The organism is Spiroplasma endosymbiont of Villa modesta, from assembly GCF_964030925.1.
GTDB lineage: Bacteria > Bacillota_I > Bacilli_A > Mycoplasmatales > VBWQ01 > Spiroplasma_E.
Window position 1 is genome coordinate 1400731 of the sequence record NZ_OZ034992.1, and the last position, 15223, is coordinate 1415953.

General features: G+C 22.7%; 17 protein-coding genes. 11 read left to right on the top strand and 6 right to left on the bottom strand.

The window, feature by feature from the left end:
• Positions 1 to 11: 11 nt before the first annotated feature.
• A complete protein-coding gene (locus AAHM89_RS09005; RefSeq protein WP_342266117.1) occupies positions 12 to 1319 on the bottom strand; it encodes a thymidine phosphorylase in 1308 nt (435 codons plus the stop codon).
• 28 nt (positions 1320 to 1347) lie between these two features.
• Complete coding sequence (gene acpS / locus AAHM89_RS09010; protein WP_174479919.1) at positions 1348 to 1668, bottom strand: holo-ACP synthase; 321 nt, start codon at positions 1666 to 1668, stop codon at positions 1348 to 1350.
• 131 nt (positions 1669 to 1799) lie between these two features.
• On the opposite strand from acpS, the gene AAHM89_RS09015 reads away from it, so the two are divergent.
• From AAHM89_RS09015 to AAHM89_RS09045, 7 genes are all read left to right on the top strand, one after another.
• Complete coding sequence (locus AAHM89_RS09015) at positions 1800 to 2660, top strand: ribonuclease HIII (RefSeq protein ID WP_252319664.1); 861 nt, start codon at positions 1800 to 1802, stop codon at positions 2658 to 2660.
• Positions 2661 to 3182: 522 nt separating this feature from the next.
• Positions 3183 to 3872 (top strand): hypothetical protein, encoded by a 690-nt coding sequence (locus tag AAHM89_RS09020; RefSeq protein WP_342266118.1) that lies wholly within the window; start codon positions 3183 to 3185, stop codon positions 3870 to 3872.
• The gene (locus AAHM89_RS09025) at positions 3872 to 4696 is read left to right on the top strand and encodes a transposase family protein (RefSeq protein ID WP_342266119.1); all 825 of its coding nucleotides are present in this window, start codon (positions 3872 to 3874) and stop codon (positions 4694 to 4696) included. The genes AAHM89_RS09020 and AAHM89_RS09025 overlap by 1 nt, the downstream gene beginning before the upstream one ends.
• 23 nt (positions 4697 to 4719) lie before the next feature.
• On the top strand, positions 4720 to 5127 hold the full coding sequence (locus AAHM89_RS09030) for a transposase family protein (RefSeq protein ID WP_339045908.1): 408 nt from the start codon (positions 4720 to 4722) through the stop codon (positions 5125 to 5127).
• A 302-nt stretch (positions 5128 to 5429) separates the two neighbouring features.
• Positions 5430 to 5801 carry a hypothetical protein gene (locus AAHM89_RS09035; protein ID WP_342266120.1) on the top strand — a complete coding sequence of 124 codons (372 nt, stop codon included), beginning with the start codon at positions 5430 to 5432 and terminating at the stop codon, positions 5799 to 5801.
• Between the two features lie 91 nt (positions 5802 to 5892).
• Complete coding sequence (locus tag AAHM89_RS09040; RefSeq protein WP_342266121.1) at positions 5893 to 6111, top strand: hypothetical protein; 219 nt, start codon at positions 5893 to 5895, stop codon at positions 6109 to 6111.
• Between the two features lie 161 nt (positions 6112 to 6272).
• On the top strand, positions 6273 to 6422 hold the full coding sequence (locus AAHM89_RS09045) for a hypothetical protein (protein WP_342266122.1): 150 nt from the start codon (positions 6273 to 6275) through the stop codon (positions 6420 to 6422).
• Positions 6423 to 6485: 63 nt separating this feature from the next.
• Here AAHM89_RS09045 and AAHM89_RS09050 read toward each other — a convergent pair whose 3' ends face one another.
• From AAHM89_RS09050 to AAHM89_RS09060, 3 genes are all read right to left on the bottom strand, one after another.
• Positions 6486 to 7727: a DEAD/DEAH box helicase gene (locus AAHM89_RS09050; protein WP_339039580.1), complete on the bottom strand. Its 1242-nt coding sequence runs from the start codon at positions 7725 to 7727 to the stop codon at positions 6486 to 6488.
• 457 nt (positions 7728 to 8184) lie between these two features.
• Positions 8185 to 8370 (bottom strand): hypothetical protein, encoded by a 186-nt coding sequence (locus AAHM89_RS09055; protein ID WP_342266123.1) that lies wholly within the window; start codon positions 8368 to 8370, stop codon positions 8185 to 8187.
• Positions 8371 to 8684: 314 nt separating this feature from the next.
• Entirely contained in the window at positions 8685 to 9641 is a 957-nt protein-coding gene (locus AAHM89_RS09060; RefSeq protein ID WP_342266124.1) for an Mbov_0401 family ICE element transposase-like protein, read from the bottom strand.
• Positions 9642 to 9745: 104 nt separating this feature from the next.
• Here AAHM89_RS09060 and AAHM89_RS09065 point away from each other — a divergent pair, with 104 nt between their 5' ends.
• From AAHM89_RS09065 to AAHM89_RS09080, 4 genes are all read left to right on the top strand, one after another.
• On the top strand, positions 9746 to 10723 hold the full coding sequence (locus tag AAHM89_RS09065) for an IS3 family transposase (RefSeq protein WP_342265776.1): 978 nt from the start codon (positions 9746 to 9748) through the stop codon (positions 10721 to 10723).
• 461 nt (positions 10724 to 11184) lie between these two features.
• Positions 11185 to 11607, top strand: a complete 423-nt coding sequence (locus tag AAHM89_RS09070) for a transposase family protein (protein ID WP_342266125.1) — start codon at positions 11185 to 11187, stop codon at positions 11605 to 11607.
• A gap of 24 nt (positions 11608 to 11631) precedes the next feature.
• Positions 11632 to 12039: a transposase family protein gene (locus AAHM89_RS09075; RefSeq protein ID WP_339045908.1), complete on the top strand. Its 408-nt coding sequence runs from the start codon at positions 11632 to 11634 to the stop codon at positions 12037 to 12039.
• A gap of 327 nt (positions 12040 to 12366) precedes the next feature.
• Positions 12367 to 13989 (top strand): ABC transporter ATP-binding protein/permease, encoded by a 1623-nt coding sequence (locus AAHM89_RS09080; RefSeq protein WP_342266126.1) that lies wholly within the window; start codon positions 12367 to 12369, stop codon positions 13987 to 13989.
• 53 nt (positions 13990 to 14042) lie between these two features.
• On the opposite strand, the gene AAHM89_RS09085 is transcribed toward AAHM89_RS09080, so the two are convergent.
• Positions 14043 to 15092, bottom strand: a complete 1050-nt coding sequence (locus AAHM89_RS09085) for a DUF3137 domain-containing protein (protein ID WP_342266127.1) — start codon at positions 15090 to 15092, stop codon at positions 14043 to 14045.
• Positions 15093 to 15223 lie beyond the last annotated feature (131 nt).

A 15223-nucleotide genomic window follows, 5' to 3' on the forward strand; every position in this document is an offset into this window, starting at 1 on the left:
TTTAAACTAAATTACATTATTATTTCTAAAATTATTGGTTTAATATCGTATTTTTTATTAGTAATCTGAAATGTAGAAATTGCCAAATCTAAAAATTGTTGATGAAAATGTTGATCTTTATTAGTATGGAGTTCCATAATTACACTATTTTTTTCAACTTTTTGACCATGAATTTGTTTTAAATAAATTCCTGCCACTGGATCAATGATATCAGTTTTAGTAGTTCTTCCTGCTCCTAATATTACTGATAATTCACCTAAAGCATAATTATTAGTAACATCTAAATAGCCCGATAATTGTGCCTTAACTTTAATAATATATTTAGCTGGTGGTAATTTATCAATATTATCAAGATATTTAGTATCTCCACCTTGACTTTTAACAAAATCATAAAAAATTTGTAGTGGTTTTTCACTAGTAAACATAGCATTAGCTTTATCAATACCCTCTTTTAAGGTTTTTACGTTTTTAGCTCCCAATAAGGCTAAAGCTACTAAATTACTAACAAGAATTTTCAAATCTTCTGGTCCTTTATTTTTTAAGCTTAAAATAACTTCTTGTAATTCTAGTGCATTACCAATTGTTTGTCCTAAAGGCTTATTCATATCACTAATAATAGCATAAATTTTTTTATTAAAAGCTTTACCAATATGTACCATTAATTTTGCTAACTTTCTTGCAGTTACTATATCCTGAACAAAGGCACCTTTTCCACATTTAATGTCTAGTAAAATTAAATCAGCACCCATTGCTATTTTTTTAGACATAACACTAGCAGCAATTAATGGTAATGAATCAACTGTTCCTGAAACATCACGTAATGCATATAATTTTTTATCAGCAGGCACTAAATTACTAGTTTGACTAATAATACTCATACCAACTTTATTAACAACTTTAATAAAATCTGATATTGCCAAATCACATTTAAAATTTGGAATTATTTCCAATTTATCAATAGTACCACCAGTAATACCCAATCCTCTTCCAGAAATTTTTGCAACCTTTAATCCACAAGCAGCAGCTAATGGACCAAATACTAAACTAGTTTTATCACCAACACCACCAGTTGAATGTTTATCAATACTAAAACCAGTAATTTGTGATAAATCCATGGTTTCACCACTATTAATAACGGCTTTTGTATATTCTACTAATTCATCATTAGTCATTCCCTGAAAACAAACAGCCATTGCTCAAGCACTAATTTGATAGTCTGGTATTGTTTCATTGACAATACCTTCTGTTAAAAATTTTAGTTCTTCTTTATTTAAACTTTGTCCTAATTTCTTTTTAGAGATTAAATCAATCATATACATTTTAATAAAACACCTTACTTTCTTTTTATTAAATAACAATTGCAATTGCAATTGCATTAGTTTCATTATGTGATAAAGATAAAAGTAATTGATAATTCTTAATGATAGTTATTGGTTGATTATATTGATTATAACTAATATCAATATTTTTAAATGTTAACTTTTCTTGTGGTAATGCCTTAAAAATTGCTTCTTTTAATGCTCATCTTCCTGCCAAAAATTCCTGTTGACGTTGTAAAGAATATTGATTAAAAAGTATAATTTCTTTCTTACTTAAAATTCTTTTAGCAAATTCTTCAATATTTTCTATTCGATTTACTTCAATAATATCTATACCTACACTACGCATTGTTAACTCCTTATATAAAATAAAAGGTTAAAACCCTAAAATCCTTGTTTTTATTATATAATTAATATGAAAGAAAGTGTGATATTAATTTCAATAAATCAAATAAATTTTGAAAAGATGGTGGTATATTAATGACATTTTACTTAAATCAAAAACAAAAATCATTAATTAAAGAACACTACCAAAACTATAAAGTTGATAATAAAAATAGTAGTTATGAATTATTTCAATATCATAATATAACAATTGAAATTTATCAAGAAAAAGTTATTTTTAAAGGTACTAAAGAGGATATTATTGCAGAATATCGTAGAATTTGAAATCAACTTGATGAAAATCAATCACCAGTCATTGGCAATGCTGAATTTGGTATTAATAATTTTTTTGGTCCACTTGTTATTATTAGTTCTTATATTGGTTCGGGTAATTTAGAAAAATTACGTTTACTTAACATTCGCGATTATAAAGACTTATCACAAAGTAAATTTATTGAATTAGCACAAGATATTATGAAAACAATTATTTTTGAGTCAGTAATCATTAACAATCGTAAATATAATCAATGAATTGATGCGGGTTATAGCCCCAATATTATTAAAACCTGAGGAGAAAATCAAGCATTAGTTCGTATGTTACAACATAGAATTCAATATGATACTATAGTTATTGATCAATATATTAATGAAGATACATATTACAAATACATTGAAAATATGAAAGATAATCGTAATAAAATTATTAAAGATAAAGTTCAATTTGTTACTAATGCAGAAAGTAAGTATTTAGCTATCGCTTGTAGTACTATTATTAGTCGTTATTTATTTTTAGAAGAAATTAAAAAAATAAAAGGTATTGACACTAATACAATTCCATTAGGTACTGGAAAAGAAGTTAATATATTTTTAGAAAAAATTAAAAATGAAAAAACAATTGAATTTAATAAATTTCTTGAACGTCATAGCAAAAAATCATTTACTGAATTTTTTAAATAAATAATTAAAACTTAATTTTTATTAACTATATATAAAAAATTTTTTTTATTTAAAAACTATCAAATAAATGATATAATCCAAATCAGATATATGTTTAAATATATTTTTAAGTCCTATTTTGTTTATAAAAACAAAATAGGACTTTTATACTTAAAGGAGAAAATAAAATGCCAAAAGAAGAAAAAAACCTTTATTAGAAAAAAATAAACATACTAATTATAGAATTACCCAGCAACAATCTTCTATAAATAATAGTAATTCAAGTAGTACTGAAAGTCTTAATAGTTCAAGTACAATCATCGAAATAGAAAATAGTGAAGAAAATAATTGAATAAATTGTAATAGTCGTTTTGGAGGAACAACACAAAAAAACTCGATGATAATGGAAATTGAAAATATGAAACCCAAATTAAAAATAACTTTGATAGTTTAACTTTTTTTAATGAAAGCACTATTACCATTAATAACAATCAATACTGACAAAAACTAACATTTGTTGAAAAAAATGGAACAGTAATTATAGTGATTTTAGAATTATTAAAAATAAACTTTAATAGAAATACAATAGAAATATATAAAAAAGAATACAATGATGTTGATGAATATATTGATGATAATTTAGATTTAAAAACTTTTCAAAAAAAAGAAAGAAAATTATCACTTGAAGATCAATTCTTAGAAGGTATTACTATAAAAACTATTAATAATCTTAATAAATTTATAACAAATACCAACTCACTTAATGAACAATTAAAATTATTTAAAGAAAATTCTAATAATAGAGATTTAAATGTTTTATTAAAACTATATAAATATTTAACAATAATACAAAATTTTATTGATCAAACAAAACCAGGAATAATAAGAAATATTGCATATAAATTTTTAGGATTATTAGAAATTTATATTGGACTTACTGGTAAAAATTTACAAAGAGTAGTTTCTAATTTTCCCATTGATGGTAAAGAACACACATCCCAAGATTATATTGATGCTATATTTTGAAATTGACAAAATTATGTTATGGTATTACTTGATACTGCACTTGGCACATTTTTCACTTCAGCAGCTTCAAGTTGATCACGAGATGTTTTTTTAATAAAAAAAACAAAACAAATCCCATTGAAATCAATCAATTTAATACCAGTGACTTTGAAAAATATAAAGAAATATTTGAAACACTTTTATTTGAAGAAGACCATCAAAAATTAATGAAATATTTTTCAAATATTTCCATACTTAATGATTTAATACAGAAATTTAATCAAATTGAAAATTGTGTAGAAACAGAATTTGAATATCATCCAAATTTTAAAAAAGAAATTGAACGAATTAAAAAACTAATTATTAATTCACAAACAGAAAATAATAATGCTAATAATGATAGTGAAATTAAACAAGTAATATCTTTAGCAAATAAAACAATTAAAACTATGGAACAACAAAATAATAAACCAATAGCATTAGTAACTAATTGAGGACGTAATCTTTTAGTTAATTTAACTTTAGAAACACTAACATGAGCAGGCAGTCATATTATTCTAACTGGTTCATCAGAAAATTTATTTTATAATTTTGTTATTAACAATAAATTTAGAAAAGTGTTGATAAAAATGATTTTTGAAAATTTAAAAAATTTAAAAAATGAAGAATTTTACAGATATTTTGGTATAAAACGTTTTCATTTTAATGAAATGTTAGAAAAATTAATTGAAATAGAAAAATTAGAAAAAAATAAAGGTCGAAAAAATAAACTTTCAGTAGAAGAAAGATTAATGATGACTTTATTATACTGAAAAGAATATTATACTTTTTTTCAAATGAGTATTAAATCTAAAATGAGCCCATCAAGTTGTTTTCAAAATATTACTTGAGTAGAAAATAAACTTAGTAACCACAAAGATTACCAATTTTTAAAAGAAAGATATAAATTAAAAATTGATAAAAAACAAGAAAATTCAAATGAATTTCAATTTTATTTAATTGATTCAACTGAGATTGAAATTGAAAGACCAACTAAAAAAAACTACAGTTAGAATATTTTTCTGGTAAAAGTTGAATGTATTCTATAAAATTTCAAATTGTATATGATTTTTTTAATAAAAAAATTGTTGATATTTTTGCTGATAATGGTAAAGTGCATGATTTTCAAATATTAAAAAATTCAAATCTTGAATTTTCAGAAAAAACAATAATTATTGGTGATTTAGGATATCAAGGTATACAAAATATTTATAAAAATACAATAATACCAATTAAAAGAACTAAAAATAAAAAATTAACTAAACAAGAAAGAAAATACAATAAGATTGTATCTAAAATTAGAATTAAAGTTGAACATGTCTTTGCTTGATTGAAAAGATTCAAAATTTTAGTAAATAAATGTAGAAAATCTAAATTTAGACTTATGTACTTAAGATTTAACTTACTTTGTGAAATTTTTAATAAAATAAAACCATTAAAATAAAAAAAATATTAAAAATATTTTTTTAAAATTTAAATTTTTATCGAGTTAATATAAAAATATTATTAACAATTTTTTGTTTAAAATGTAAACTCATTTTTTAAACTATTTTTTCAAAAAATATTTATTTCTATATTCAATAACACTAAATAGTTTTAAAACAATTTTATTGACAATTAATTAAATTTAATTACGGAATATGTCTAGAAAATACTTCTAAAGAAGATTTTAATTTACATGATTGAATCACGAAAGACATTTTTACTACAGGTGCTTTAGCAGCAAATATAAGTCGTTATTTTGTTATGAGACCAATTAATAATATTTTTAAATCGGGTTTAACAAACTTAGGAATTCCAACTAATCTTTGTCCTGAAAAACTTTCAAAATGAGTTGAAAAACAAACTAGATATAAAAAAATATTAATGGCAATCCCTTTATTTTTATCAGTCACTTGTACTGTTAATGCTGTTAAAACAGAAGCTGCATTAGTTACTGAATATGGATTTCAAAAAGCCACAAAATTATTTTATGAAAAATTTGTTAGATGAACAACATTAGGATTTTCAATTGGTGTAATAGCAATTGATATGATTGCTTTTGCTATTTCTGATTTTTATAAAGATGTATTTAATCAACCAATAACTATAAAAAAAAATAACAGAAATATTAACTAGTTGTTGTGGATTTACTAAAAAAGAAGCAGTTTTTCTTGAAAAACATTTAGAAAAATTAGAAAACAATGGGAAATTCACAACTTTTGATGAATTGTTTAAAAAATATCAGGAAGAAGAATTTGAAGATTCTGGTATTGAAGAAGTTTTATCACAACAAATAGAATCAGAAAAATCATCAAATGAAAAAGAAACTGATGACGAAACATCAATAGAAGAATTTCCTATTGACAATCCATATCAATTTGCAAATGATATAAATAACCAACCATCAACAAGTACAGGAATATACCATCCAATGCCATTCAATTAAAAGCACTATTTAAATTTAATTTTTAGTCACTCTTTTTAAAAGAGTGACTTTTTTAATATTTTATATTTATTTTTTTTCCAAAAAATGTACACTGATTTTGGGTATTTTAGATGTATAAGAATAAATATACCAAAAAAGTAGTGAGAAAGGGATTTTTATGGATGAAAAAAATAAAAGAGAAAAAAATAGCAAGAATAAAAGAAAAAATTGCAGCTAATAAATTAAAAAAAGAATCCGAAAAAGCTGAAAAAGAAAGACAACAACAAGAAATCGAAAATAAGAAAAAAAATGAAAATAAAAAAACTTTATAAAATTAATTTTTAAAGAAAAAATCACTTAATAATTAAGTGATTTTTTTATAAAAATGATTAATTTTAATATTTTGGTTTTCTTTTTCATTTTGAATTATTATCAACATTACGTTTAAAATCATTTCTATTATTATGAGATGAAAAATTTAATTTAGTTGGTACTTTAACAACATTTTTAGGTAAATCTCAACCTGTAGTATCTAGTAAAGTAATTTCATGATTTTGATAATATTGAATTTCTTGAATTTCATTATATTGAACTCTATTACTTACTAAAGTAATAGCAGTTCCTTGTGCTCCAGCACGAGCTGTTCTACCAATACGATGAGTATAGTATTCATATTCACGTGGAATATCATAATTAAAAACATAATCAATGCCATTAATGTCAATTCCTCTAGCAACAACATCAGTAGCAATTAATACTTTAACCTTACCGTTTTTAAATTGTCTCATTGCTTCCATACGTTCTCTTTGACTTTTATCACCGTTAATAACAGCACATTTAATATTATTTTGTTCTAATAATTGTGCAATTTTGTTAGTAAAAGCTTTTGTATTTGAAAAAACAATACTTAATTGTGGTTGTAATTTTTGATATAAAGTAACTAATGCAGTTTCTTTTGTTATATTACGACAATCAAAATAATATTGTTTAATATTTGCTTGTTGTAATTTTTGACTTTCATCTTCAACAGTAATACTAACTGGATTATTTTGATAATCATCAGCAATTTTTAAAACTGGTTTTGACATTGTTGCTGAAAAAAGGACAGTTTGAATATTTTGTGGTGAATTCTCAAATAAGAAATCAATATCTTTTTTAAATCCCATTTTTAACATTTCATCTGCTTCATCTAAAACTAATGTTTTAATTGAATTTAATCTTAAACTACCACGATTAATATGATCAGTAATTCTTCCTGGTGTTCCAACAACTATATTACTAGTTCTTAAATCATATAATTGATTTCTAATATTAACACCACCACATAATAAAGCAACATTAACACCATTTAAAAAATAAGCATATTTTTTTACTTGTTTAGCAACTTGGATTGCCAATTCTCTAGTTGGACAAACAATAATGGCTTGATTACGATATAATTTTATATCTAAATTATGTAATATAGGTAAGACAAAAGCAGCAGTTTTTCCCGTTCCGGTATGACTTTTTCCAATAATATCTTTTTTTTGTAAAGAAACTGGAATTGTCTTCTTTTGAATTGGTGTTGGGGTAGTATAACCTCATTTAGCAATAGCAGCAGTTAATTCTTGTTTTAAATTTAGTTCTGTAAAACTCATATATTTCTCCTTAAAAATAAATTTTGAATAAATTTAGAAAAAATGATAATTATAACCTAAAAAATAACCTCTAAAAGAGGATTATTTTAAAAAAGGATTAGTTTTATTTATTATTTATATATAATATACTTACTTACATTTTAAAGTATTAATTCATCTAATTTTTCTAAAATTAAAAGTTGTCAAATAATTTCATGATATTATTTATTTCTTTGACATCATTAACAACTTTTTGATATTTTTTTATCAATCATATCTTAAAAGAAAATTGCGAATTAATCAACAACTTAAATATAATACACTATTTTTAATTAAATGTAAAGATAAATTTTTAGAAATGAAAATATAAAAATAATAATTAAAATACTATACAAATTTTTAATTTTAATCAATTTAAAAATTTAAATTATATTAGAATTTTTTTATCATAACAAAAAAATTTGAAAAATAATATAAATTATCAAACATTAGTATCTGCTTTTTTAATAATTCAATTATCAAATAAAATATGATTATTTTTATGATTCTTAATCATTCCAGTTAAAAAACTAGTTTTTGCATAACGAATAGTTAAATAATTATAACCATGCATACCACCCGCATTTCTTTTAACTTTAAATGTATTATCATTTACTTTTTCCACACTAGTTCTATCACTTAAAGTAGGATTTTTTGCTCCTTTTCAAAGACCATTTAAAGTAACTGAAATATTACCTGGGATGGTAACAAAAACGGAGGATATAATTACTTTTTAAACATTTCTTTAAAATTATAGACAAGAAATAATTGTAATTATATGCAATTGTAAATACATCTTACTACTAAATTAAATGAATTACAATTAAAATACAAATATTGAAAAAATCAATAATAAAATTTAATATTTATACACAACAAAAATTCTTATTAACTTTTAATTTAATAAGTTTTTAAAATTTTAATAAAAAAATAAATTAATTATGTTTTTAAATTTATTTGATTACATTTAAAAATAACCATTTTAATATAAATATTTATGTTATAAGTTCTATTACCAAGCATTTCTTTTAAAATATGTCAAATATTACCTTCTGTAAAACAACCTATATTTCACTTTGCACCTTGATTTTCAATACCTTGTTTATTATTTTTAAAATATTGTTTTTTTAATTTTTTATGGTTTTTTAATATTTCATTCATATATTTTATTAACTCATCATATTGACCATTTTCAATAAAATTTCTACAAGTATTATATTCGTTTCAATATTTTCCTTTATTTCCAGCGATTATTCCAACATATAATTTTTTAACTAAATGGAATTTATCTAAAACAAAATTTGCACCTAAATAATCAGCAACTTCTTTAATTCATCCTGCACTATCTCCACAAATAATAATTTTTGCTTGGTCAAAATTTTCAAAAAATCTATTTCCTTGTTCTTTGATAAATTCAGCAGTTTTTTTAACACCAATTGCTGTTTTTGTTGGTCTTATTATTACATCTGCTCTTTTATTAACTAATTTATGATTAACATTATCTGTACAAAATAATACTAAACGCATTGAATATTTACCAGAATTGCGTTTAAATTTTCAAAATTTTCGATGTCCATCATCAATACTAATATAAATAAATTGATTTGGTTCTAATTTTATTTTAGGAACATCTAATTTATTAACTTGATATTCTTGAAATAATCTACTAATACTTGTTGTACTAAATTTTGTTTGCTTCATAGTATGTAAAATATCAACATATCTTTTTCCGTCAGCAAAATGTTCAATAACATTATTTTTGATATCCTGACAAGTTCTTTTATATTTAGGTAATTCTAATTCTTCATCTAATAAACAAACTCTTACTCATTTTTTTAATTGTTCATCATAATATTTATAATCACGACATGCCACTTGCCACTTGCCACTTGCCACTTAGCCCTTTTTACTAGACCATTAATTTAAAAAACCTGAATGTATTCTAAAAACAATTGTGTTATATAATTAACACTAATTTTAACCTGAAAGGATTTTTATTAATGGATAAAATTAAACAAATAGCATTAGTAATTAACAAATTAAATATCAAAGAAAAAATTAAAATTATTGATGATTGTAAAAATCAATATTCAATTAGAAACCTATGTCAATATCTTCAATTAAACAGATCAACATATTACTTTTTAAAAAATAAACAAAAACCTATTAAAAAAGAAGAAAATCATATTATTAAATGCAATCATAAATATCAAAAAATATGCCAACTTTTAATCGAATTTCATTCTACAAGAAAAGGCAGAATTTATGGATATTTAAGAATTTTTTCAGCTTTTAAAGAGTGATTAAAACAAGAAAAAAATATCATTTTAAATATAGAATTATCAATAAAACAAATGCGAAAAATTATGAAAGAACACAATATTCAAGGATTAAAACAAACTAAAAATAACTATCCTAAAAACAAAAAAAATCCAAATAAGTGAATACCTACAATGGATAAAGTAAACAAAGATTATAAAAGTACAACCTCTTCAAATCAAATTTGATCAATGGACACTAAACAAATAAATACTAAAGAAGGATGATTATATCTTTTTGTAATTATTGATTTTTATTCAAATAATGTTGTTAGTTATAATATTGCTCCTAATAAATCATATCAGGATTTAATTCTTCCTGCTCTTGAAAAAATCAACAAACAATTTTCTTGAAATCAAGTAAAAAATGTTATTTTACATTCAGATAACGCCAACGAATTTTATTGTCAGGATATCACAAAATGAGCAGAGGATAAACAAATAATTTTAAGCAAAAAACAACCTTATGATATTGGTGGTAATGTATTATCTGAAAACTGATTTTCTCATTTATCTCAAGAATGACTACCTAAAGGATCAAATCAATATTTATCCATCAATGAAGCTATAAATGATGTAAATCAATATGTTATGTTTTATAATTATGAAAGAATACATTCTAAATTTCTAAAACCACCAATTTTACAAATTAAAATTTAGAATTTTATATCAAAAATGGTCCAGTAATTAAGGGCCAACCACCAAATCAAGTAAAAAATGTTATTTTACATTCAGATAACGCCAACGAATTTTATTGTCAGGATATCACAAAATGAGCAGAGGATAAACAAATAATTTTAAGCAAAAAACAACCTTATGATATTGGTGGTAATGTATTATCTGAAAACTGATTTTCTCATTTATCTCAAGAATGACTACCTAAAGGATCAAATCAATATTTATCCATCAATGAAGCTATAAATGATGTAAATCAATATGTTATGTTTTATAATTATGAAAGAATACATTCTAAATTTCTAAAACCACCAATTTTACAAATTAAAATTTAGAATTTTATATCAAAAATGGTCCAGTAATTAAGGGCCAACCACCATTAATAATTTTAAAATTTATTTTATAATTTTGTTATTAACAATAAATTTAGAAAAGTGTTGATAAAAATGATTTTTGAAAATTTAAAAAAATTAAAAAATGAAGAATTTTACAGATATTTTGGTATAAAACGTTTTCATTTTAATGAAATGTTAGAAAAATTAATTGAAATAGAAAAATTAGAAAAAAATAAAGGTCGAAAAAATAAACTTTCAGTAGAAGAAAGATTAATGATGACTTTATTATACTGAAAAGAATATTATACTTTTTTTCAAATGAGTATTAAATCTAAAATGAGCCCATCAAGTTGTTTTCAAAATATTACTTGAGTAGAAAATAAACTTAGTAACCACAAAGATTACCAATTTTTAAAAGAAAGATATAAATTAAAAATTGATAAAAAACAAGAAAATTCAAATGAATTTCAATTTTATTTAATTGATTCAACTGAGATTGAAATTGAAAGACCAACTAAAAAAAACTACAGTTAGAATATTTTTTCTGGTAAAAGTTGAATGTATTCTATAAAATTTCAAATTGTATATGATTTTTTTAATAAAAAAATTGTTGATATTTTTGCTGATAATGGTAAAGTGCATGATTTTCAAATATTAAAAAATTCAAATCTTGAATTTTCAGAAAAAACAATAATTATTGGTGATTTAGGATATCAAGGTATACAAAATATTTATAAAAATACAATAATACCAATTAAAAGAACTAAAAATAAAAAATTAACTAAACAAGAAAGAAAATACAATAAGATTGTATCTAAAATTAGAATTAAAGTTGAACATGTCTTTGCTTGATTGAAAAGATTCAAAATTTTAGTAAATAAATGTAGAAAATCTAAATTTAGACTTATGTACTTAAGATTTAACTTACTTTGTGAAATTTTTAATAAAATAAAACCATTAAAATAAAAAAAATATTAAAAATATTTTTTTAAAATTTAAATTTTTATCGAGTTAATATAAAAATATTATTAACAATTTTTTGTTTAAAATGTAAACTCATTTTTTAAACTATTTTTTCAAAAAATATTTATTTCTATATTCAATAACACTAAATAGTTTTAAAACAATTTTATTGACAATTAATTAAATTTAATTACGAAATATGTCCTAAAATAAAAATTATTTACTCATATTTTAATTGTTAACAGCAGCAAGATGATATATAATGATTTATTAGAACCAAATTTAGATAGTGAAAATAGTAGTTTAGATTGAAAGGAGAGGAAATAAAAAATGTTAGAAAAAGAAACAAAAACAAATTTAACAGAAACAACACATGAAAAAAGAGTTAAAAATAGTGACTTTCTAATTAATGCTACTGACATTGTTAAAGTATACGGTGATAAAACGGTTTTAAATAAATTAAATATTCAAATTAAAGCTGGTGAGCGAATTGGAATCATTGGTGCAAATGGTAGTGGTAAGTCAACACTAACAGAAATTATTGCTGGTATTAGACATGCAACTTCAGGAGTTATTGAAAAAAAAGAAGGCATTGTTATTGGTTTTCAATTTCAAGAATCAAAATATCCACCAGGGATTACTGTTATGGATATGCTTACTTATTATTTAGAAACATTTAATATCGAAATCAATGTTGGTCAATTAAATGAATTATTAAATACCTATCAATTATCAGCTGCTAAAAATAAAAATATTATGTTTCTATCTGGTGGTCAACAACAACGACTTAATATATTATTAAGTGTTATTCATAAACCTGACTTGGTTATTTTAGATGAAGTATCAACTGGTTTAGATATTGAAGTTAAGGAAGAAATATTTGATTTTTTACAAAAAAATATTGTTGAAAAAAATGTAGCAATGATTTTAGTTACTCATAACATGAGTGAAATTGAACATTTCTGTACACGTATCATTTATATGCATGATGGTGACATTATTGAAAAACGGACTGTTAAAGAAGTCGTTAAAGAATATGGTTCAGTTCATAACTATACATCTCAACAATTTCAAAAATATAAAAAACCTACTATTGCTGCAGAAAAAGAAGCATTATCTAAGAAAAAAGGTCAGCAAGATCCAAACAAAATTGTAAATGCCGCAAAAACACGCCCTTCTAAACAAATACCGTTATTGAATTTAATGTTTAAATATTATCTAAAAGGCTTCTTTGTCCCATTTTTTCTAATTGTTTATCCAATTCTAATTTTGGGAATTCAAGGAGAATCAATACGGCATACTGGTGCTGATGTTGCTGGTACCATTACTGCTGTTAAACAAATGATTGCTGGTATTGCGATTGTTAATATTATTTCAGTTGGAATATTTATTATTCCTCAAACAATTATTGAATTTAAATTATCTGTATTACTAAAAAGAATTGGTGCAACTAATATTCATCCTTTATTTTTTGTTACTGCTGTAATTATCATCGGTGTATTTGCTTCAATAATTTCTTTCTTATGAACATTATTATGAGGGGGCATTTACTTTGGTGGTACGTATGGCTGAAGTGTTATTGCTCTTCCTACTCAAATTGGTGCTTCGATTCCGTGAATTATTATTATTTTTATTACTACTATTGGTTTAGGAATAATGTTAGCATCACTATTTAAGACTATTACTTCATTTATTGCCGTTGCCAACGTATTATATTTACCTGTTGCTTACTTAAGTGGCTCAATTATGCCTATTGATTGAATTACAAGTAGTAAAGTATTAAATATTATTAGTTATTTCTCACCATTTAAATACTCTACTTTGCCTTACTTTGAATGTTGAAATGGAACATTTAAAATGACATGAGAAATGTATTTATATGGAGGTATTAGTTTAATAATACTAGCAATTTTTATGGGAATTGCTGCTCGCAAATTAAAATGACAAGATTAATAATCTAAATTTAAAAGTGATTGGGATTCCCAATCACTTTTAATATTTTTTAATTATTTAAATAATAATTCCTTACTTAAATCTAAACTTACTACTCATTGATAAGAGTTTATTATAATATCTAATGTAAAATTTAACATTTCAACAACATTTTCTAATAATTTTTCTTCACTATTAGCAATAACTAAATTTAATAAATTAGCAGTAGAACTATTATCAGAACCAATATTCATATAAGGAAACATTATAGTGACTTGATTTTTATTGACATAAATACGTGGTATTTTTTCTTGTGTATTTGCTAAATCAACCATTTTGCTCATTACTTTTGGCACTAATAACTTTCTTAACTTAATTGGATCACTATAATCAAGAGCAAATAACTTTTCAAATGCTGCTGATTCAAGTTGATCACCACGATTTGAACCCATAATTCTTGAACCTAATGTTTCAGGAACAATCGTTGTTATTACATCTTGTATATCAATTAAACACGTAAAATAAAGATATCGATTATATGTAGTACTAGTAGTTGTAGTTTTTCCTGTCTTGTAAGTTCTAGTAATCTTTTCTAAGGTTGTTCCACAATTAAAATTTTTATCATTAATACTACCAATAATAACTTTTTCAGTTCAAACACGATGATTAAAATCACTACCAATAACTAAGAATTTTTGTGGTACAATGGTAAAATTATTAGTAACATTAGTAATTTCAACTGCTTTAAAAGTAGAATTAACTGCCATTTTTAAATAATTAATATTATATTCTAAAAATTCTCGTTTTATTTTTTTAGAAAAAGTTTGTCCAACTGTTACTAACAATGTTCCAACTAAAATAAAAATAATACCAATAATAACTATTACTAAATAAAATGTGCTAGACACTTTTTCAGGTAATAAACTACTCAGAAAAATTATCCCTAACATAATAGTAAAAAAACCTAATGCCAAAATAATATAAGCAATAATTTTATATACATTGCTTATAAACATTCGCTTAAAGCAAGTATTTAAAATCTTGTTATAAATTGAATGTATATTTTCTTTAATAATTTTTAATTCATTCTCATTAAACTTTATAATACTATTATTTCTGCTCATTTTTCCTCCCATATATTTATTTATTAAAATAATTATACTTAAAATTATTATTTTTACTATCAACTTAACCATTAATATCTTATAATAACATTTAGAATACTAAAATATAGTAAGAATTTAGGAGAGAAAGA